Consider the following 21,888-nt stretch of genomic DNA (forward strand, 5'->3'; position numbering starts at 1 on the left):
GCATGGAGCAGCCCCCTGAAGTTAACGGATGGAGATGTCCATTGATGGACACAAAGCCTTGGTGAGCCAAGATCGGGCTCGATATCTATGGCGAACGGTGTGGGTGGTGGGTGGTCTGTCCGGCCTGGCGCTTGCGCCGCTGGGCATGGCTGCGCCGTTGCCGCCCCCTCCGAGCAGTATGGAGGCTGTTGCCGATGCACAGTTGTTCCTGGAATTGGTGGTCAACCAGCGGGACACCGGTCGCGTGGTCGCCGTCAATCAGCGCGCCGGGAAACTGTTCCTGCCCGCGTCGGTGCTGCAAGAGGTGGGCATGAAACTGCCCGCCGACATCGGCAGCGAAGTCGCGCTGGATAATTTGCCGGGCCTGCACAGCGACTACGACAGCCAGGGCCAGCGTCTAATGCTTACGGTGCCGCCTACCTGGCTGCCGGAACAGTTTATCGGTAATCGCAGCAACTACCCGCGCACGCCCGCGCTGACCAGCTTTGGCGCGTTGCTCAACTACGACGCCTATCTGAACGACACCGATGACGCGGGCACCTACCTCGGCATCTTCAACGAGGTGCGGCTATTCGATACTTGGGGCACGCTGTCCAACACCGGGCAGTACCGCACCACCATTGGCCGCGAGACCGCTGGCAGCAGCCTGGACAATGGTTATCGGCGGTATGACACCACCTGGCGGTTTTCTGATGATGAACGACTGCTGACCTACGAGGCAGGGGACGTGATCAGCGGCGCGCTGCCCTGGAGCACTTCGGTGCGCCTGGGCGGGGTGCAGGTGTCGCGGGACTTTGCGGTACGTCCGGACCTGGTCACCTACCCATTGCCGCAGTTCGCCGGAGAGGCCGCAGTACCATCGTCGGTGGACCTGTTTATCAACGGTTATAAATCCAGCAGTGCCGATCTGCAGCCCGGTCCTTATACCTTGACCAACGTGCCGTTTATCAACGGTGCGGGCGAAGCGGTGGTGGTGACCACGGATGCCCTGGGCCGACAGGTCTCGACCACGGTACCGTTCTATGTCACCAGTACGCTGCTGCAACAAGGCCTCTCGGACTTTTCGGTGGCGGCGGGTAATCTGCGACGCGATTACACCGTGCGTGATTTTGGTTATGGCCCAGGACTGGTCAGCGGTACGTTTCGCTATGGGCTGTCTGACGCATTCACCCTGGAAAGCCATGCGGAAGCCTCCAATGACCTGAGCCTGGGTGGGGTGGGTGGCAACCTGCGGATGGGCAACTTCGGCGTGCTCAACACCGCTATTAGCCAAAGCCAGTACGACGGCCGGACTGGCCAGCAATTGAGCTTGGGCTACCAATACAGCAACCCGTTTTACAGCCTGTCGTACCAGCGGGTGGAGCGCCGTGATCAATACGCGGACCTGAGCCTGGTCGACACCCCTTACGCGAGCCTCAGCAAACGTAGTCAGCAAGCAACGTTGAGCCTCAACCTCAGCGATTTCGGCAGCCTGGGTGTCGGCTATTTTGATGTGCAGGCAGCGGATGACTCACGCACGCGCCTGGTCAACCTGACCTGGAGCAAGCCGCTGTGGCGCAACAGCAGTTTTTACCTGTCGGCCAACCATGAAGTCGGTGACAGCAGTTGGGCGGTACAGGCGCAGTTGGTCGTTCCATTCGATGTCTACGGCAGCCTCAGCGTCGGCAGCGAGCGCAGTAAAACCGGGCAAAGCCAGCAGCGCGTCAATTATAGCCGCGCCGTGCCGGCCGAAGGCGGGGTGGGTTTCAACCTGGGTTACGCCAGTGGCGATGGCCCGGCGTATCGCCAGGCCGACCTGACCTGGCGCTTGCAGTCCGTGCAGTTGCAGGCGGGTGTGTATGGCAGCAGCGACGCCGAGACCCGTTGGGCGGACGCCAGTGGCTCGCTGGTGTGGATGGACAATCAGGTGTTCGCCGCCAACCGCGTCAACGATGCGTTTGTGGTGGTGAGTACCGACGGCTTCAGCGGTGTACCGGTGCGCTATGAAAACCAGGTGGTGGGTGAGACCGACCGCAACGGGCACCTGCTGGTGCCGTGGACCAGTGCCTATTACCGCGCCAAATATGAGGTCGATCCGCTGAACCTGCCGGCCAACGTGCAGGTGCCCAACGTCGAACAGCGCGTGGCCGTGCGCCGGGGCAGCGGCTACCTGCTGGAGTTTCCGATGCGCCGGGTGCTCGCGGCGAGCATCACTCTGGTGAATGCCCAGCATGAGGATTTGCCCCTGGGCAGTCAGGTACGCCACGAGCAAAGCGGTGCGCTGGCGGTGGTGGGTTGGGATGGCCTGGTGTACCTGGAAAACCTGGCAGCCCATAACACCTTGCAAGTCACCGTCGGCAACGGCCAGACGTGCCAGGCCACGTTCGAGCTGGATATCACCCATGAACAGCAGGTGCCGTTGATTGGGCCACTGGTGTGCCAATGACAGAAGGAGTGTACGTGTGCGGGTCAAGCAATGGCTGTGGGGGCTGGCGAGCCTGGGCGTTTCAATGCAGGTGCAGGCCGTCTGCTCGGCGGTGGCCACGGTGCCGGCCAGCTTTGGTACGACGGTGAGCTCGATGACGGTACGCACCACTTCCCAGTCGAGCTCGACCACCAATGGCGGCATCAGTTGCACACCGGCGCTGCTGTCGGTACTGGCGTCCGGTGATCATTTCTACGCCACCATTACTGGCTCGGCGCAGGGCGGGATGCTCGGGCCGACAGGGGATGTGATCGGCTATACGATCTACGGCAACAACACCACGTCGTATCCCATAACCCGGGGCACCGCATTTGATTTTGGCGGCAGCGGCGGCATTGCCGCCAGTTTCGGGTTGGTGTTCGGTCCGGGTACGAAAACCCTGCCACTCTATTTCGCCACGACCGTCGGCAGTAACGTGGCGGCCGGGGTGTACAGCGAGACCTTGAGTATTTTCTGGAACTGGAACTATTGTTCGGGCATTGGCATTGGTGGCATCTGTGCGGGACGGGATATCAACAGCGGTACCACGACGCTGACTGTCAGCATGACCGTGGTCAATGACTGCCAGATCACCACGCCGGCGATCGCGTTTGGCAGTGCGCCGGTGGTCAGCGGCTTCGCCACCGTCAATGGCCAGGCCAGCGTGGCCTGCACCAAGGGCAGCGCCTATACCGTCGGCCTCAGCGATGGGCAGAACCCGGTAAGTGCAGGCGGGCGGCGGCAAATGATTTCCGGCAGTAATTTTCTCGCCTATGACATCTTCCAAGGCGCTGGTACCACCCGTTGGGGCAGCGTTGGCGCCGCACGGCGCGCCAGTTCCTCGGCTGAGATCAACCCCGGCAACGGCCTGGGCACCGGCAGCCAGGTGTTCAACTACAACGCCAAGATCTACACCGACCAGACCACACCACCGGGCGGAACTTACCTCGACAACGTGGTGCTGGATGTGGGGTTCTAGAACTCCAGCAGCGGTGTGGCCGGCTGATCTGTCGGGCTGACCATGGCGTAGTTGTAGCCGCCACCGGACCAGTACTGCGCCTCTAGGCCGTCGGCGCTGCGGCTACCACGGGGCAGGAAACCGTTGTTCGGGCCTGGCGGACGTATGTAAAAGCTGATGCGGTGACCTTGCGAATCTTCGTACAGCACCATGGCGGCCGCGCCTTGCTCGGTGGTGAGCAGGCGCCCGCTGACCGGTTTGAAGCCCGACTGGCTCAGGTCGGGCAAGCGATGGGCCTGGTTGAAGTAGCGATCCAGCCACGCCTGCATCGAGCTGCCGTCTTGGGCCTGGTAATCGGCGGGCATGATGCCGTCCTGGGCGAACAGGCGGAATGCCTGCATCGCATCGGTCATCGGCAGTATCGGCGGTTGAGTGGCTTTGCGGGCCTGCCAGCCGCCAAGGCCACCGAGGCTGATGGCGATCAATAGCACTGCGGCGCTGGCGAAGTGGCGGCGTGTTTGCTGTTTGATGCGTTGGCGAATCAGCGCCGGGTCCAACTCGGGGTTGGCGGGTTGTTGCAAGGCGCCGCTCAAGGACGCGCGCAGCAACTGCGCATCCTGCTGCCATCCCGCCACTTGAGCGGCGACATCGGGGTGGGCGGCCAGCCAGGTTTCGAGCACGCGACGGTCGCTCTCCAGCAACTGGTGGTCAACGTAGGCATGCAAATCGCGTTCGCTGGGGGGTAGGCTGATCATTTGAGTATCCGCAGGGAAGGGCTGGCAATTTCGCCATCACTGAGTTGACGCAAGGCTTGGCGCGCCCGGGACAGGCGCGACATCACAGTGCCAATAGGCACATCCAGAATCTCGGCAACCTCTTTGTAACTCAAACCTTCGACCGACACCCAGAGCAGCAGGGCACGTTGTTCGGTATTGAGTTGGTCGAACGCTTGCAACGCCGACTGGGCCATTACCGTGCGCTCTACCGAAGGCTGTGCATCTTCACGGCCGGTGAAAAACTCCAGCATGCGTGCGTAACGTCGGCTGCGACGATGGGCATCGAGGAACTGCCGGTAGAGGATCGAGAACAGCCACGCACGCAAGTCACCCTCGATGCGTTTGTCGGCCCATCGGGTGATTGCCCGTTCCAGGGTCGACTGCACCAAGTCGTCGGCGCTGCTGATGTTACGCGTCAAGGACACGGCAAAACGCCGCAACCTGGGGATGAGTTCACGTAACGGTTCGTCGAGTTCATGCATGGGTATCTGGCTGGTCACTACGCTGGGACTAGAGAGACGTCCGGCGTTGAAGGTTATTCCCTGTCCTGAGAAAGAAATTCAAGGCGGGGGAATAGAGTGTATCGGCGTTCGTCTTAATGCTCCGACCTTATGTTTCACCCTTAGGCCTCTGGCCCTGGAGTCACTTCATGGTAGATCACTCATCACCGCCCCGTCCTCCGTTGAGTACGGCGAGCCTGATCGCACGGTTCGCCGGGATCGGCGTCGTGGTAGCTGTTGTTGTCGGGGCTTTTGCCTACGTCAATGGCACCCTTGACCCGCAGCGCCTGCGCCCCAAAACCTTGGTCAATGCCCTGGAAACCAACAACGGTCTGCACCCAGGCTACCGGCGCAATCATGCAAAGGGCGTGTGTGTAGCCGGTTACTTCGAGAGCAGCCCTGAGGCGCGTGCGTATTCCAGCGCCCAGGTGTTCAACGAGGCGAAAACCCCGGTGATCGGCCGATTTGCCCTGCCCAGTGGCAACCCATATGCGCCGGACAGCAGCGTGCCGATCCGCAGCTTTGCCCTGCAGTTCAGTCAGGCCAACGGTCAGCAATGGCGCACGGGGATGAACAGCATGCCGGTGTTCCCGGTGGGCACGCCCGAGGCGTTCTACCAGATGCTCAAGGCCAGCGCACCTGACCCCACCACCGGTAAGCCGAACCCGGCGAACATGCCGGCGTTTTTTGCCGCACACCCGGAGACGGCGTCGTTCCTGGCGTGGGTCAAGACCGCCAAGCCGTCGGCCAGCTATGCCACTGAAACCTATAACGGCATCAATGCGTTTTACTTGGTGGCCGCTGATGGCAATCGTCAGGCTGTACGCTGGGGCGTGGTGCCGCAAAGCCAGGACGCAGCCACTGACAGCGCGCCGTCGGGCGGCGACTTCCTGGAGAAAGACCTGGTGCAGCGCTTGGCTTCGGGCCCGCTGCGTTGGCAACTGAACATCACCCTGGCCAACCCCGGCGACCCGGTGGATGACGCAAGCAAGGCCTGGACCGGTGAACACAAAGTGATCAACGCCGGCACCCTGGTGCTGCAAAGCAGCCAACCGCAGGCGGACGGTGATTGTCGTGATATCAACTTCGATCCACTGATTCTGCCCAGTGGCATCGAAGCGTCCAACGACCCGTTGCTGGCCGCGCGTTCGGCCGCGTATGCCAGTTCGTACCTGCGCCGCGCGGGTGAAGTCAGCCCCCTGCACAGCGCTCCACAGGAGTCGAAGCCATGAATGCTCAACCTCGGTTTTTCGCGCCGCTGGCTCGCCTGCTCCATTGGTTGATGGCGCTGATGATCATCGCCATGTTGTTTATCGGCGCGGGCATGGTGGCGTCGGTGTCGGAGCAGCATGAGTGGCTGATCCATCTGCACAAACCCTTGGGGATCGCGATTCTGGCGTTGGTGATCGTGCGGTTGGTGGTGCGCTTTTCCACCCGGCAACCGCCGTTACCCGCCGATTTACCACTGTGGCAAGTATTGGCGGCCAAGGCTTCTCATCTGGTGCTATACGCGTTGATGCTGGTGTTGCCGCTGCTGGGCTGGGCGATGATCTCGGCGGCCGGTGACCCGGTGATGCTCAGCAGTTCGGTGCAACTGCCTGCACTGGTGGGAGCCAATGCACCGCTGTTTGCGCTGTTGCGCAAGGCCCATGGTTATCTCGCCTACCTGTTGTTCCTGACGGTGCTGTTGCACCTGGCGGCGGCGTTGTTCCATGGGCTGATCCGGCGCGATGGCGTACTGCAAAGCATGACCGGCACCAAGGACTGATGCCGGTGGGGCAGGGGGTCAGCGCAGCGTCGTGACGATATCGGCGACGGTGCTCAAGACGTCCTTGCCCAGTTGCTTGGAGCGTTCACCTGACCAACCGGTTTTCGGGTTGGGTGCATCGTCGTTGTCCTTGAACGGCATTTCCAGGGTCAGGGAAAGGCAGTCGAACTTCTCTCCGACGGCGTTGCAGGCCAGGGTCATGTTGGCTTCGCCCGGCAGGTCGCGGGTGTAGCCGTGGGTGGTCTGGAAATCGCGGGTCAAACCGCTCAAGTGGCGGCGGAAGTGTTTTTCCAGTTCCTCGATCCGCGGGGTGTAACCGGGGTTGCCCTCGCAGCCGGCGGTGAAGACGTAGGGGATTTCTTCGTCGCCGTGGATATCGAGGAAAAGGTCGACGCCATACGTCTCCATCTGTTGCTGGACGAACAGCACTTCCGGGCTGGTTTCCTGGTTGGCACTCTGCCAAGCGCGGTTGAGATCCTGGCCCATGGCATTGGTGCGCAAGTGGCCATGGAAGGCGCCGTCGGGGTTCATGTTCGGGATCAGGTACAAATCGGCGACGGACAGGAGTTTTTTCAGCTCGGCATCACCGTCCTGTTGCAGGCGCTCGATGATGCCCTCCATAAACCATTCGGCCATGTGTTCGCCGGGGTGTTGCTGGGCGATGATCCAGACCTTGCGTCGGCCTTCGCCGCCTTTGCCGCGACGCAGCAGTTGGATATCGCGGCCCTCGGCACTTTTGCCGGTGGCGAGCAATTCGGTACCGGCGCGATTCAGGGCTTGATCGATCAGCCAGTCATGGCGTTCACGGCTGTAGGGTTCGAAGTAGGCGAGCCACACATGCTTTTCCCGGGTTTCGAGGCTGATGTGCAGGGTTTCGCCATCAAAGCGCGTGGGCACGCGGAACCAGTTGATATGGTCGTACGAGGCCACGGCGTTATAGCCGCTCCAGGCGTGTTTATAAGAGGACCGGCCCGCGTTGCTCAGACGAAAGGTGTGGGTGTGGCCCACGTGCATGCCTTCGGCCTTGAAGTGGAACCACTGGAAATGTGGGCTGCGGGTGTCGGGTTTGATCGCCAGTAGTAACTGGTAAGCGTCGCTGGCATCCAGGACCTGGATGTTGCCGCTGTCGAAGTCGGTGCTGATCTTGATGGAGGTCAAGGCCACGGTCATAGTCTGGTTGCCTGATTATGAGTGTTGTGGCGGATATCTTACACAGGCGTGGGGAAAAATCTGGATGCAAAATTGTTGCAGGGGAGGGGGCGTCATCCTTGACGCTTGGGCAGCTTAGAATCTATGAGATTGATTCTCAAGCGCTATTTCTCAAAGAACCGGGCTAGAGCGCTCGTTCGGCTTTCTTTTGACGATGCTCTTTTGCTACCATGCGCGCCATCAAGCAGCACACAGTCTTCATTAGCCTGAAGCTACGCCAGGGAAACTGGCAAAAAAAAGACCCGGCCAAAGAGCCGGGTCAAAAACCGTGATTAGCCTGATGAGGAGATATTCCAAGAGTCCGACCTAAGGTCCCTTGGTCTATCGACTGATCTCGCGATCAGCTGAGCCCAATAATAATCATTATCATTTGCAAGTCAAATGTTTTTATCCGTGTGATAGAAATATTTTTCCTTCGTGCCTGTCATGCTCGTGACTGAGGCACCGACGCCTGTAACGATCGCTCCACCATCGCTTTTGCCATATCAATCAAATACACCACTGAAAACGCCAGGTCCCGTTGGTTGCCTTGATGACTGCTCGCCGACTCGTAGGCCGTGGCCGCGGCGCTGCGCAATAGGTCCGAGGCGTGGACCAGGGCTTCCTCCTGGCTGATGCCCGGCTTGAGGATGAACAAGGTCCCATCCGGGATCGACACCGACATATCTTCTTTCAAGTAGTAGTCCAATGCGCGTTGGGCAGCGTCGCTGTTGCGCATGCCGTGTAATTCATTGTGTTCAAGTGTTTCAGGTAGTGGATCCGGGCTCGTCATCATAAGGGTCGGTACTCTGGGTGGGTGTCGAAAACCTTATGTTCGATGATAGTACGTATCGTATTTATGTCGTTTTATGGATTACTACAAACTGTTTATTGCCCCGGAGAATACGCAACGTATTGTCAGGCGCCATGGATAATTGGATAGCGTTGGTCAGAGCCAATATGAAAGACCGCAAGGTCACGCAGGATCAATTGGCGGAGCGTCTGGGCATGTCCCAGGGGGGCGTTGGCCATTGGCTGAACAAACGCCGTGTGCCCAGCCTGGCAGATATGAATCGGGTGCTGGAGGAACTCGGCCTGGGGTATCTGGAAGTTGCCCTGGAGATTCGCGAGAGAATCGATGAGCCGCAGGTAATCCAGGAGAAACACTACAACCCGTATTTCCGCTACCCGGTCAGTGACTGGACAGGCCTGTGTGAAGCTCGCGAAGAACGCGGCTCTTACGCTGCCATACGCTTCGAACTGACCGATTACCACGCCCAGGGCGAGGCGTTCTGGCTCCCCGTGACGGGTGACGCCATGACCGCTCCCAACGGCTTGAGCATCGGCGCTGGCATGATGATCCTGGTGGACCCGGCCATTGATGCCATACCTGGCAAGCTGGTGGTCGCCCGACGGGCTGACAACCCCCAGGCAACCTTTCGCCAATTGCAGGAAGAGAGCGGCCAGCTTTACCTGGTACCGCTCAATCCCACTTATCCCAAGCTGTTGTTCACCAACGACTGCCGAATCCTCGGCGTGGTGGTGCAAGCCGTGGCGAAGTTTTAACCCACTGTTTCAAGCTCCACCAAGGCACTGCCTTCGGCAACCATTTCACCTTCCTGGCAAAACAGCGCCTTGACCACTCCGGCCTGGGGCGCGCGGATGCTGTGTTCCATTTTCATCGCTTCCAGCACCACTAGCTGAGCACCGGCCTCCACGGTTTGGCCTGCCTCCACCAGTACCCGTACGATGCTGCCGTTCATCGGTGCCGTGAGGCCGCCTTGATGGGATTGGTTGGCCTCGACGGCCGCAATCGGGTCAAACAGGCTGACCGCGTGCATTTCGCCGCCCCAGCGCAGGTACAGCACCGCCCCGTTGCGCACTGCCAAGTGAGAGGAGCGTACGCCCTGATGCTCGACCAGCAACTGCTCACCGCATAATTGCGACGTCCCATCTGCCAGTGTCACTAGCTGATCCTGCCCACCACTGCTCAAATGCAGTGATACCTCGGCAGGCAGCCCGGCGCGAAATCCGCGCTTATCCACCCAAGGGCCATCGTCTGTCGGCAAGCTCTGCATGAAGGCCGCGCCGGCCACCTGCCAGAATTCATTGCTCAATTCACCCGGCAACGGCAACAGCTCATCCTGATAGCGCGGGATAAAACCGGTATCCAACTCCGCCGCCGCAAACGCCGGATGCCCGATGATCCGCCGCAGAAAACCCAGGTTGGTCTTGAGCCCGCCGACCGCAAACTCATCGAGCATGCTCAGCAACCGTAGCCGCGCTTGTTCGCGGTCTTCACCCCAGGCAATCAGCTTGCCCAGCATCGGGTCGTAGAATGGCGAGACACTGTCCCCTTGGGCGACACCGCTGTCCACGCGGCGGCCAGGGCCGGGCGCAGATTCGCGGTACAGCGCCAGATGCCCGGTGGCCGGCAGGAAATCATTTGCCGGGTCTTCGGCATATAACCGCACTTCAATCGCATGCCCAATCAGCGGCACCTGCTCTTGGGTGATTGGCAACGATTCGCCTTGGGCGACGCGAATCTGCCAGGCCACCAGATCAAGACCGGTAATCGCTTCCGTTACTGGATGTTCCACCTGCAATCGAGTGTTCATCTCCATGAAGAAAAACTCGCCGCGTGCGTCCAGCAAGAACTCCACGGTGCCGGCGCCTACATAACCGATGGCTTGGGCGGCACGCACGGCGGCCTCGCCCATGGCTTTGCGTTGCTCAACACTCAAGCCCGGTGCCGGTGCTTCTTCCACGACTTTTTGGTGGCGCCGTTGGATCGAGCAATCACGCTCATTGAGGTACAGGCAGTGACCGTGTTGATCGGCAAACACCTGGATTTCTACGTGGCGCGGCTTGAGCAGGTATTTCTCCACCAACATCTGCCCATTGCCGAAAGACGACAGCGCCTCGCGCTGGGCCGACGCTAAGGCTTCGGCCAACTGGCTGACGTCCTCGACCACCTTCATGCCCTTGCCGCCGCCACCGGCCGTGGCCTTGAGCAGCACCGGATAACCGATGCGTTCGCAGGCATCACGGAAGGTTTCCAGGTTTTGGGCTTCGCCGTGATAACCCGGAACCAGCGGTACTCCAGCCGTTTCCATCAGCGCCTTGGCCGCCGATTTGCTGCCCATGGCATCGATGGCGGAGGCGGGTGGGCCAAGGAAGATCAATCCGGCTGCTTCTATCGCACGGGCAAAGCTGGCGTTTTCCGAGAGAAAGCCGTAACCCGGATGAATCGCCTGGGCGCCGCTGGCCTGGGCGGCGGCGATCAGTTTGTCGATTTGCAGGTAACTGTCGGTCGCTTTGCTGCCGCCTAAGTCAACGCGAATGTCGGCCTCGCGACTATGGCGTGCGTCGCGGTCAGTGGCACTGTGCACGGCTACGGTGGTCAGGCCCATGGCCTTGGCGGTACGCATCACGCGGCAGGCAATCTCGCCGCGATTGGCCACCAATACGGTGGTCAGGTTGCTCATGAGCGTGGCTCCTGCGCTTGCCAGCTGGGCGGGCGTTTTTGCAGGAAAGAGCGCAAGCCTTCCTGGCCCTCGGCGCTGACACGAATACGGGCGATGGCATTTTCACAATAACGGCGCAGGGCGGTGGTGAGGGCGCCGTTGCCCACCTCGCGCAACAAATCTTTGCTGGCACGCATCGCCGCAGGGCTGTTCAGCAGCAGGTTGGCGATCCATTGTTCTACTTGCTGATCCAGCTCGGCGATCGGGTAGCTTTCCGCCAATAAACCTATCTCCCGTGCACGCTGGCCGCCAAAGCGTTCGGCGGTGAGGGCATAGCGCCGCGCCGCGCGTTCGCCAATGGCCTGTACCACGAACGGGCTAATCACCGCCGGGGCCAGGCCAATGCGCACTTCGGACAGGCAGAACTGCGCATCATCGGCGCCAATTGCCATGTCGCAGCAACTGATCAGGCCCAGCGCACCGCCATAGGCTGCGCCTTGCACCACGGCCAGGGTTGGGATCTTCAGCTTGGCCAGGTTGTACATCAACTCGGCCAGTTCGCGGGCGTCGTCCAGGTTGGTGTGGTAATCCAGCTCGGCCGATTGCTGCATCCAGGCTAGGTCGGCCCCGGCACTGAAATGCTTGCCGCGCCCGCGCAGCACCAGAAAGCGCAGGGTCGGGTCGGCCTGTACCAGGTCGAGGGCGATGATCAGTTCGCGGATCATCTCGGCGTTGAACGCGTTGTTCTTGGTTTCACGACTGAGCCACAGCGTGGCAAAACCACGGGTGTCGGTGACCAGTTCGAGGGTGTTGAAATCGCTCATGGGATACAGCTCCATTTACATGCGGAACACGCCGAAGCGGCTCGGCTCGATGGGGGCGTTCAGCGCGGCGGACAAGGCCAGGGCCAGCACGTCGCGGGTCTGCAACGGGTCGATCACACCGTCATCCCACAGGCGTGCGCTGGAATAGTAGGGGTGACCCTGGGTTTCGTACTGGTCGAGGATAGGCTGCTTGATCGCGGCTTCTTCCTCGGCGCTGAATACGCTGCCCGCGCGCTCGGCCTGTTCGCGCTTGACCTGCACCAGCACTCCGGCTGCCTGTTCGGCGCCCATCACACCGATGCGTGCGTTCGGCCACATCCACAAAAAACGCGGGTCGTAGGCGCGGCCGCACATGCCGTAGTTACCCGCGCCAAAACTGCCGCCGATGATCACCGTGAACTTCGGCACCTTGGCGCAGGCCACCGCCGTGACCAGCTTGGCGCCGTGTTTGGCGATACCACCGGCTTCGTACTTCTGGCCGACCATGAACCCGGTGATGTTCTGCAAAAACACCAGTGGAATGCCGCGCTGGCAGGCCAGTTCGATAAAGTGCGCGCCTTTTTGCGCGGCTTCGGCGAACAAGATGCCGTTATTGGCCAGGATCGCAATCGGGTAGCCGTGCAGGTGCGCAAAACCGCACACCAGCGTAGTGCCGAACAGCGCCTTGAACTCATCGAACACCGAACCGTCCACCAGCCGCGCAATCACTTCACGCACATCGAACGGCTGCTTGGCATCGGCCGGGATCACACCGTAGAGCTCTTCGCCGCTGTACAACGGTGCCAAGGATGGACGCTGCCGCAGCTCACCCAGTTTGCGCCAATTGAGGTTGGCCACACTGCGACGGGCCAGGGCCAGGGCGTGTTCATCGCTGTCGGCGTAGTGGTCGGCTACGCCGGAGATCTTGCAGTGTACATCGGCGCCACCCAGATCTTCGGCACTCACCACTTCACCGGTCGCAGCTTTCACCAGCGGCGGGCCGGCGAGAAAAATGGTGGCCTGTTGGCGCACCATGATCGCTTCGTCGGCCATAGCTGGCACATAGGCACCACCGGCCGTGCACGAGCCCATGACAACGGCGATCTGTGGGATGCCCTGGGCGCTCATATTCGCCTGGTTGAAGAAGATCCGCCCAAAGTGCTCGCGGTCGGGAAACACTTCATCCTGGCGTGGCAGGTTGGCGCCACCGGAGTCCACCAGATAGATGCACGGCAGGCGATTCTGCTCGGCGATGGTCTGGGCGCGCAGGTGTTTTTTCACGGTGAGTGGGTAGTAAGAGCCACCTTTTACCGTGGCATCGTTGGCGACGATCATGCATTCGACGCCTTCCACGCGGCCGATCCCGGCAATCACCCCGGCGGCTGGCACGTCTTCACCGTACACCTGATGGGCGGCCAATTGGCTCAGCTCAAGGAACGGCGAGCCCGGGTCGAGCAGGCGGTTGATCCGCTCGCGGGGCAGCAGTTTGCCGCGCGAGGTGTGCCGCTCCTGGGCCTTGGCGCCGCCGCCTTGCTGCACTTGGGCAAGCAGGGTGTGCAGAGCGTCGACCTGTTGGCGCATCGCTGCACTGTTGAGGGCGAACTCCGCCGAACGCGGGTTGAGCTGGGTGTGCAAGGTGGCCATGGCGCGCTCCTTCAGCGGGTTTCGTTGAAGAGTTCGCGACCGATCAGCATCCGGCGAATCTCACTGGTGCCGGCGCCGATTTCATACAGCTTGGCGTCACGCAACAGGCGCCCGGCAGGGAACTCATTGATGTAGCCATTGCCCCCGAGAATCTGGATGGCGTCGAGGGCCATCTGCGTGGCGCGTTCGGCGCTGTAGAGGATCACCCCGGCCGCATCCTTGCGCGTAGTCTCACCGCGCTCGCAAGCCTGGGCTACCGCGTAAAGATAGGCGCGGCTGGCGTTGAGTTGCGTGTACATGTCCGCGACCTTGCCCTGGATCAGTTGGAACTCGCCGATGCTCTGGCCGAACTGCTTGCGGTCGTGGATGTAGGGCACGATCAGGTCCATGCAGGCCTGCATGATCCCGGTAGGGCCGCCGGACAGTACCACGCGTTCGTAGTCCAGGCCGCTCATCAGTACTTTCACGCCGCCGTTGAGTACGCCGAGGATGTTTTCTTCCGGCACTTCAACGTCATCGAAAAACAGCTCACAGGTGTTGGAGCCGCGCATGCCCAGCTTGTCGAACTTGTTGCTGCGGCTGAAGCCTTTCCAGTCGCGCTCGACGATAAACGCGGTGATGCCGTGGGGGCCTTTCTCCAGGTCAGTCTTGGCGTAGATCACATAGGTGCTGGCGTCGGGACCGTTGGTGATCCAGGTCTTGCTGCCGTTGAGTACGTAGTGAGCTCCGCGTTTATCGGCGCGCAGTTTCATCGAGACCACGTCGGACCCGGCATTCGGCTCGCTCATGGCCAGTGCGCCGACGTGCTCGCCGCTGATGAGTTTGGGCAGGTACTTGAGTTTTTGCGCGTGGTTGCCGTTGCGGTTGATCTGGTTCACACACAGATTGGAGTGCGCGCCGTAGGACAGCGCCACCGACGCTGAGCCCCGGCTGATCTCTTCCATCGCCACCACGTGGGCCAGGTAGCCGAGGCCGGCGCCGCCGTATTCTTCCGGCACGGTGATGCCCAACAGGCCCATGTCGCCGAACTTCTGCCACAGGTCGGCAGGGAACAGGTTGTCACTGTCGATCTGTGCCGCGCGCGGCGCGATTTCCTTGCTCACGAAGGACTGCACCTGGTCGCGCAGCATGTCGATGGTTTCGCCGAGGGCGAAGTTCAGGGACGGGTAACTCATGGACAGGCACCTTTATGTGAGCTTTGTTTTTGTGTGGGTAAGGCGTCGGGGTAGGGCGCTCACCTTTACGTTAACGTAAGCTTGCCTTGCGACGCTGTCAATCGTAGTTTACGTTTACGTCAACCTAAAAAAAGACAACAGGGGTCGTTATGGATCAACTGCATCAGAGCTACAGCCGTGGCTCCCAGGACAAGACCTTACTGGCCATGACCATCGGTCAGGCTTTCGATCGCACCGTTGCGCAGTACCCTGATGGCGAGGCGCTGGTTGTGCGTCATCAGCAACGTCGCTACACCTGGCAGCAACTGGCTGAAACGGTAGATCTACACGCCCGCGCGTTCCTGGCCCTGGGCATGCAAATCGGCGACCGCCTGGGGATCTGGGCACCCAATTGTGCCCAGTGGTGCATCAGCCAGATCGCCAGCGCCAAGATCGGCGTGATTCTGGTCAACATCAACCCGGCCTATCGCACCAGTGAGCTGGAGTATGTGCTCAAGCAGTCCGGCTGCCAGTGGCTGGTGTGTGCCGGATCGTTCAAGTCCTCCGATTACCACGCCATGCTCCAGGAGCTGCAACCCGACCTGCGCGGTGTCATCAGCCTCGACCCCAGCCCACCTGCAGGATTCCTGCCGTGGTCGCAGTTGGCAGCCCTGGGTGCAGGCATCCCGCCTGAGCAGTTGCACACCCGCCAAGCCGGCTTGCACTTCGATCAAGCCGTCAACATCCAGTACACCTCCGGCACCACCGGCTTCCCCAAGGGCGCTACCCTCAGCCACCACAACATCCTCAATAACGGTTACATGGTCGGTGAGAGCCTGGGCCTCACGGCGCAAGATCGCCTGGTGATCCCGGTGCCGCTGTATCACTGCTTCGGCATGGTCATGGGCAACCTGGGCTGCATCACCCACGGCACCACCATGATTTATCCGAATGACGGCTTCGATCCGCTGCTGACCCTCACCGCCGTCGCCGAAGAACGCGCCACCGGCTTGTACGGTGTGCCCACCATGTTCATCGCCATGCTCGATCACCCTCGTCGAAGCGAGTTTGACCTGTCCACCTTGCGCACCGGCATCATGGCCGGTGCTACGTGCCCCATCGAGGTGATGCGCCGGGTCATCAGCGAGCTGCACATGGGCGAAGTGCAGATTGCCTACGGCATGACCGAAACCAGCCCGGTGTCGCTACAGACCGGTCCGGATGACGATCTGGAACGCCGCGTCACCACCGTTGGGCGCACCCAGCCGCAACTGGAAAACAAGATCATCGACGCTGACGGCAACACCGTTGCACGGGGCGAGATTGGCGAACTCTGCACCCGTGGCTACAGCGTGATGCTCGGCTACTGGAACAACCCCGAGGCCACCCGCGAGGCCATCGACGACGCCGGCTGGATGCACACCGGCGACCTGGCGAGCATGGACGAACACGGTTACGTGTGCATCGCCGGGCGCAACAAGGACATGATCATCCGCGGTGGCGAGAACGTGTACCCGCGTGAGCTGGAGGAATTTTTCTTCACCCATCCGGCGGTGGCGGATGTGCAGATCATCGGCATTCCGGATGCGCGCTACGGTGAAGAGATTGTCGCCTGGATCAAGTTCCATCCCGGTCATGCGGCCAATGAGCTGGAACTGAAAACTTGGTGCAAGGGCCGTATTGCCCATTTCAAGACACCCAGGTACTTCAAGTTCGTGGATGAGTTTCCCATGACGGTGACCGGCAAGATCCAGAAGTTCCGCATGCGCGAGATCAGCATCGAGGAGCTGTGCGACGACTGTTGAAACGCAGCGCATGTCTACCGCTCTGTGCTGAGGCCGGGTGCCTAAAGTGGTGAATTACTTCGCCACTTGAAGGCCATGCCGATGACAAACCCTACGATTGCCCCTGCGACGCGGCCTGTTCAGGATGAACAGAGTCCCCATGCGCGCGTTATCAACGACAACACGCCTGACTGGTACACCGATGCGCTGGACCCGCGCAAAACCGAATTGGGGGCGTTGGCGCTGCGTATCCCTGATTGGTACAAAAAGGCTTCGACAACTGCGCGCGATCGCCTGAGGGCGGTCCACCTACGCAGCAGGACGTCATTGAACCAACTCGATCAGCTGTTCAGTGAACTCAAGGGGCCGGCAGAGTATGCCGAGCCGCTATTGGTGGCTGCGATCGAAAAAAGTTCGGGCAACGGTTGGACACCAGAACCGTGTTCTATGCCCGCAAGATGGAGCAGAAAGAGTGTGAGCCCGGTCCCAGAGAGCTCCCGACCACCCATGCCAGCACCTTGGCCCCGCAGTTCTACTTCTACCGAGGTATCAGCCTGCTGGAAGCAGCGCTGAACAACTTTACCTCGGACGAAGCCAGTGAACCGGTTTGCGAGGACTGCCACCTGATCACCTATTACAATTTTTACAAGTACCCAAGTACCAAGCTGCATGCCCCCGGCAACGTCCAATCACTCCCGCTGGGTATCAAGGCGCATGAGTTCGCCAAACTGTGCCGGGACCTGGACCTGGGAAGTTCCTACTACGAGTACGTGCGTACGTTTATCAATAGCCAGATTCGGATAACCACCACACCCGCGGGAATTGGCAAGCTTTACAGCACTCTGATCACCAGCCATCGGAACCAGTTGAAACTGGCAGCCGAGATCGCCTTGATGAAGGGGGATATCGGGACCGATTCCCACCAGTTGGTCAACGATCTGCTGATTGATCAGGCGCAGAGCCGGTGGGAAGGGGAGGTGGTCAAGTGTTCGCCGTTGCGGTTACTCAACGTTGTGATTGAGAACATTCTTATCATCGGTCCGGTTGTGTGGCGGGCAAACGTGAGGAATGCAGAGCTTGTACCCCTGCCGTGCTTGGTATACATCCCCGGCGATCCGCTCCATCCGCTCAAGGCCTATGACCATGTCGCGGCCTTTACCGACCACCTGACGACGCGGTTGTGTCGTGTCGAATATCGCAAGTTCTTCAGCCAGTTCGTACCGCTTGCCGATCAGAATGCATTTTTCACGCAACTGAAGGCATTGCTGGACCCGGGCGCGCTGTACGCCCACGACCAGGATTTTGCCCCGACGCAAAAAAGCCGCATCCACCATCAGGGCACCTACGCGCCACCGTGGCGCGATGTCTGGATGGACTGCGCGATGCAGCGAATACGCCTGATCATGAGCAATGCCAGCACCAGCGTGATGGCTACCCAGGATGTCGACGATCGTGTGTTCAACGCTTGGCTCTGGTCATTCGGCAGTACGGCACTGGATATTCTCAATCTTGCTTCTTTCGTGGTGCCTTTTCTGGGTGAAGTGATGCTGGTCGTCGCCGCCGTGCAGGTGGTGTATGAAATAGGTGAAGGCATTGATGCCTGGTCCCACGATGACACCCAAGCGGTCTGGGCACACTTTTCGGCGGTGGGCTTGAATCTGGCGGGGCTGGCTGTGCCCAAAGTGCTGGTGGCCGCGAAAGACACGGCGTTCATCAAGCGCCTGGCCCATATAGAGCTTGGCGGGCGTCCGCGTTTGTTTGATTTCAACCCGAGCCACTATGTGCACCGAATCGCGTTGTCCGAAGGGCAGCGACCAAACGCGCAAGGTCTGTATGCCCATGAATCAGGCCTGTACTTGCCGGCGCGGGACGGCGGTCACTACAAGGTCCAGGCCAGCGGCGCCAATAATGAATTCAGGCTGCTGCACCCTGACGGAGATTCCCGTTATGCGCCACGCCTGCGACACAACGGCGAGGGTGCCTGGGTGCATGAGTTCGAAGACCCTTTGACGTGGGATCGCAAGACCCTGTTGCGTCGCATGGGGCATACCGTCGATCAACTGAGCGATAGCCAGCTTGAGCAAGCCAGGGTGATCAGTGGCGTGACGGATGACGAGTTACGTCGCGTGTTCATCGAGCATCGAGCGCCTGCGCCACTGTTCAAGGACATGCTTCGGCGGTTCGAATGCACGAACAGGTTTGAGGCATTTATCGACCAATTAATGCACCCTAATCCTGAGGTTTTCAGCCAAGTCGATTGGTATACACAAGTGCAGTTGTTGATTGAATGCGGCAGGTGGCCCGAGTCGCGTGTGCTGGTGGCGCTGGATGAAAAAGGCAGCCAGGTGTGGTGTTCAGCTGCCCCGAGTGATTCAACCCCGGCGGTCACGCTTGAGCATGAAGAATTGGCCAGTGGTCGCCTCTTTTCATCATTCAGGGAGCAGTTGACGGAGACTGAAATTCGCCACTTGCTGGGTGAGAAGACGATGACGCAAGAGGCAATCTCAAACCTGTTCTTAAGGACCCGAGACGTTTCATCCGACTCTTCTGCATCCTCTGGCGAAGAACTTGAAGATGAAGATGAAGATGAAGATGCTGATTCGCTGATGCAATATTTGCGCACACCCTTCGCAAGGGTGATGCGGTACCGGGACTGTTTGCTGGAAGCGGCCTACAGCGCCAAAGGCAAGCTGTTCAATCGCGAGATATCCGCCGGTGATGTCTCCAGTGACGCCAATGTTCAACTGATCCAGCGCGATTTTCCTGGTCTGCCTAAACTGGCCGCCGAAGAAATAGTGAGCCATGCCAACAGTCAGGAGTTGGCCAGCATGCAGTCCCGCTCACGTTTGCCGTTGCGCCTGGCCGGGGAAGCGCGCGTTTACTTGCAGAAGGCACGTGTCATGCGGGCGCATGCAGATCTTTTGTTCGATAACCAACTCACGTTGGACGTCGTACGCCTGGCCTTGCACAAGATGGCTTCCCTGCCCGGACTTCTGGAGGGTATGTCCGTGGAGCTACGCGAGGGGGCTTACGAAGGTCGTCTACTGGACCGGGTGGGCGATACGGGTGCCCCCAGGCAACTGCGTCTTATCCATACCGACCTCAAGGAGTGGAGGCTCTACAGCAGTTCGGAAAAAACAGAGTACTGGCGCAGCGACAAGGACGCTTTCTTCAACGCGCTCTGGATGGCGAGCAGTGGCAAATTCACTCGGTGGGCCGAGTTTAACAGGGCTGCGCAACGCTTAAAGGTGCGGCTTGCGCAGCAGCCGTTGAGCGAGCCGGCGAGCCGACGGGCACTTGGCTTGCAAACGATCAAGCCCGGCTTCAAATCACCCATGCGCCTGGCTGACGGGCGCATGGGCTATCCACTCAGCCCATTGGGCGGTGCGGCTGAGCGTCCTTCTGTTTGTCGAATGAAAGCAATGTCGCTTTATCCGTCAAAGTCGATGGAAGAGGTCGAGGCAATGCTTGGGCTGGGTAATGCAGACGATGCTGTGTTGCTGGCGAGGCTGACCCAGCTTGAGGCGGAGTTTGCTGAGCTGGATACGACGTTGATCCAGTGGCAGCAGGAAGGAGGGTCGGGCTATGCAAGCGCCAGGCGCAGAGTGTCGGGCACTCTCAAGGCTTCCTGGCGCAGAATGGGTGCCCAGGAGTTGGCGGGGGACGGTACGCCGATCGGTCATGCACTGAACCTGTCGGATGAGGTGATCGGCGAGTTGCCGGCGATTACCGCGAATATGGATCATGTGGGCAGCCTGGTTTTGCGTCGAATGGCACTTTCGGACAGTTCACTGCCGTTTCTGAAGGCATTCGGCGGTTTGCGCTGGCTGAATATGAGCGATAACAACCTCACGCAACTACCGGAATTCGCCAATGGTGGGGCAGGGCTGACGAAACTCAACTTGAGTAGGAATGACATCCAACTGACCGCCCCGAGCCGCCTGCGCCTGGAGGGCATGCAGAGTTTGAAGATTCTGAACCTGGCAGATAATCGTCGCCTGGGATGGCAGGCCGACCTGCGCCGCCTGCGCAACTTGAACCAGCTTTATCTGGCTGGCACCGACACCGGCACCTTTCCCGACGGCGCCGAACAATTGCCTCACCTGGCCCGCATCGATCTGCATGCCAATCGGATCACCACGTTACCTGAATACGCTTACCAGCATCTGGAGCGCATCAATGTGCATGACAACCCATTATCGGTGGCCACGCTCGCCCGGTTGGGTGAGCCTTTTAACCCGGCGCAGTGGGGGGAGCACATCACCGTGGACGAAGCGCGCGGCTTGTGGTTGGAGGGGATGTCACCCACGGAGTTGGTGCTGCGCGGCGGGGTCTGGGATGACCTCAGGATCAGCCCGGAGTCGGCCGCTTTTTTTACCGTCGTGGCCGATATCACCCGCAGTGCCGAGTATGCCAGTGAAGTAGCCCGCCCAGTCTTGGCCGAACGGGTATGGGACATGCTGGAGGCCGCGAGCGAAAGCCAAGGCATTCGCGAGGCGTTATTTACCGCCGCCGATGATCGTGTGACCTGCGGTGACGGCAGTTCGGTCGAGTTCATGAATCTTGAGAGTGAACTGATGGGGGCAAGGGCACTTGAGCTGGCAGAAACGGAAAATGCCGAGGGCGCACTGATTGCCACCGCCAGAAAGCTGTTTCGCTTAATGCTGGTAGACGCCATCGCTCTACGGGATGTTGCGGCAAGAGGACCTGGATTCACCGAGCAGGTTGAAGTCGTCCTGGCTTATCGAACGCGGCTTGCAGAGCGGTTGGAGCTGGCGGTCAAATCCCGCGGCATGTTGTTCCCCCAGCAGGCGAATGTGGCCCAGGTGGCTGTCGATGCAGCTTATGAGCAGGTGCTCAGGGACGAGCGTAACCCTGATGCGGAGGAGGCCTTTTTTGTTGGGCGTATGTTCTGGGAGAAGCATCTTCGCGCGCGCTACTCTCAAGAACTCAACGCGCTGATGGCGCAGGATCTCGAGCGGATTGACGCGAAAAGTGCTGCGCTGTTCGAACTGTCGGATTTGCAAGGCCAACAGGACACAGGTGCTGACTGGCAATCCAAGCATGATGAGGCGGCCGACCGGCTGGCGGGTCTGTTGGGCAAGCGCAGGGATGAAATCCTGGTGAATGGCTCGATGCAAAGTGCATTTTACGAGCGAGAACTCAATCTGCTAGGGACTGAGCGGCAGATGTTGGAGCAGAGCGTCCTGAAAGTGTTGACGCGCAGGGTGCTGAACAATTTCGCGGCGGCGAGTGGAACATTGCTCTGAACGGGCAGGCCAGACAGCACAAAGGGGACCCGAGGGTCCCCTTTAATTTGTCGTTGCGTGCTCTTTTTTTATTATTGAGGGGCGGTCTATTGTTGTTTTTGGCAACCGTTACCCTTTACCGCTGTTTTTGGCG

15 protein-coding genes are annotated in these 21,888 nt (G+C 60.1%); 7 read left to right on the top strand and 8 right to left on the bottom strand.

The features are described from left to right. The first annotated feature begins 28 nt into the window (after positions 1 to 28). On the top strand, positions 29 to 2,425 hold the full coding sequence (locus AC07V4_RS06400; protein ID WP_492635529.1) for a fimbria/pilus outer membrane usher protein: 2,397 nt from the start codon (positions 29 to 31) through the stop codon (positions 2,423 to 2,425). Between the two features lie 16 nt (positions 2,426 to 2,441). Further along, entirely contained in the window at positions 2,442 to 3,422 is a 981-nt protein-coding gene (locus AC07V4_RS06405; protein ID WP_492635528.1) for a Csu type fimbrial protein, read from the top strand. On the opposite strand, the gene AC07V4_RS06410 is transcribed toward AC07V4_RS06405, so the two are convergent. Both AC07V4_RS06410 and AC07V4_RS06415 read right to left on the bottom strand, forming a co-directional pair. After that, on the bottom strand, positions 3,419 to 4,156 hold the full coding sequence (locus tag AC07V4_RS06410) for an anti-sigma factor family protein (protein ID WP_492635527.1): 738 nt from the start codon (positions 4,154 to 4,156) through the stop codon (positions 3,419 to 3,421). The genes AC07V4_RS06405 and AC07V4_RS06410 overlap by 4 nt on opposite strands. Next, positions 4,153 to 4,659: a sigma-70 family RNA polymerase sigma factor gene (locus AC07V4_RS06415; protein WP_492635526.1), complete on the bottom strand. Its 507-nt coding sequence runs from the start codon at positions 4,657 to 4,659 to the stop codon at positions 4,153 to 4,155. Before AC07V4_RS06415 ends, AC07V4_RS06410 begins: the two co-directional genes overlap by 4 nt. Before the next feature lie 167 nt (positions 4,660 to 4,826). Between AC07V4_RS06415 and AC07V4_RS06420 the strand changes: the two genes are divergently transcribed. Further along, positions 4,827 to 5,909 carry a catalase family peroxidase gene (locus AC07V4_RS06420; protein ID WP_492635525.1) on the top strand — a complete coding sequence of 361 codons (1,083 nt, stop codon included), beginning with the start codon at positions 4,827 to 4,829 and terminating at the stop codon, positions 5,907 to 5,909. Then, complete coding sequence (locus AC07V4_RS06425) at positions 5,906 to 6,445, top strand: cytochrome b (protein ID WP_492635524.1); 540 nt, start codon at positions 5,906 to 5,908, stop codon at positions 6,443 to 6,445. Before AC07V4_RS06420 ends, AC07V4_RS06425 begins: the two co-directional genes overlap by 4 nt. Positions 6,446 to 6,463: 18 nt before the next feature. Here AC07V4_RS06425 and AC07V4_RS06430 read toward each other — a convergent pair whose 3' ends face one another. Both AC07V4_RS06430 and AC07V4_RS06435 read right to left on the bottom strand, forming a co-directional pair. Next, positions 6,464 to 7,615 (bottom strand): M14 family metallopeptidase, encoded by a 1,152-nt coding sequence (locus tag AC07V4_RS06430; protein ID WP_492635523.1) that lies wholly within the window; start codon positions 7,613 to 7,615, stop codon positions 6,464 to 6,466. 463 nt (positions 7,616 to 8,078) lie between these two features. After that, a complete protein-coding gene (locus AC07V4_RS06435; RefSeq protein ID WP_492635522.1) occupies positions 8,079 to 8,429 on the bottom strand; it encodes a DUF6124 family protein in 351 nt (116 codons plus the stop codon). Positions 8,430 to 8,560: 131 nt separating this feature from the next. Here AC07V4_RS06435 and AC07V4_RS06440 point away from each other — a divergent pair, with 131 nt between their 5' ends. Further along, the gene (locus AC07V4_RS06440; protein ID WP_492635521.1) at positions 8,561 to 9,199 is read left to right on the top strand and encodes a LexA family protein; all 639 of its coding nucleotides are present in this window, start codon (positions 8,561 to 8,563) and stop codon (positions 9,197 to 9,199) included. Here the strand turns inward: AC07V4_RS06440 and AC07V4_RS06445 are convergent. Genes AC07V4_RS06445 through AC07V4_RS06460 form a run of 4 tightly spaced genes read right to left on the bottom strand, consistent with a single transcriptional unit; the run spans position 9,196 to position 14,722 of the window. Beyond that, positions 9,196 to 11,121, bottom strand: coding sequence for an acetyl/propionyl/methylcrotonyl-CoA carboxylase subunit alpha (locus AC07V4_RS06445; protein WP_492635520.1), 1,926 nt, complete (start codon positions 11,119 to 11,121; stop codon positions 9,196 to 9,198). The two genes, AC07V4_RS06440 and AC07V4_RS06445, sit on opposite strands and share 4 nt — an antisense overlap. Then, a complete protein-coding gene (locus AC07V4_RS06450) occupies positions 11,118 to 11,924 on the bottom strand; it encodes a gamma-carboxygeranoyl-CoA hydratase (protein ID WP_492635519.1) in 807 nt (268 codons plus the stop codon). The genes AC07V4_RS06445 and AC07V4_RS06450 overlap by 4 nt, the downstream gene beginning before the upstream one ends. A gap of 15 nt (positions 11,925 to 11,939) precedes the next feature. Continuing rightward, complete coding sequence (locus AC07V4_RS06455) at positions 11,940 to 13,547, bottom strand: carboxyl transferase domain-containing protein (RefSeq protein ID WP_492635518.1); 1,608 nt, start codon at positions 13,545 to 13,547, stop codon at positions 11,940 to 11,942. Positions 13,548 to 13,558: 11 nt separating this feature from the next. Beyond that, positions 13,559 to 14,722, bottom strand: coding sequence for an isovaleryl-CoA dehydrogenase (locus tag AC07V4_RS06460; protein ID WP_492635517.1), 1,164 nt, complete (start codon positions 14,720 to 14,722; stop codon positions 13,559 to 13,561). 158 nt (positions 14,723 to 14,880) lie between these two features. Here AC07V4_RS06460 and AC07V4_RS06465 point away from each other — a divergent pair, with 158 nt between their 5' ends. Continuing rightward, positions 14,881 to 16,506, top strand: coding sequence for an AMP-binding protein (locus AC07V4_RS06465; RefSeq protein WP_492635714.1), 1,626 nt, complete (start codon positions 14,881 to 14,883; stop codon positions 16,504 to 16,506). Positions 16,507 to 16,874: 368 nt separating this feature from the next. After that, on the top strand, positions 16,875 to 21,755 hold the full coding sequence (locus tag AC07V4_RS06470; protein WP_492635713.1) for an NEL-type E3 ubiquitin ligase domain-containing protein: 4,881 nt from the start codon (positions 16,875 to 16,877) through the stop codon (positions 21,753 to 21,755). Positions 21,756 to 21,888 lie beyond the last annotated feature (133 nt).

This window comes from Pseudomonas sp. GW821-FHT03A09 (genome assembly GCF_059421065.1).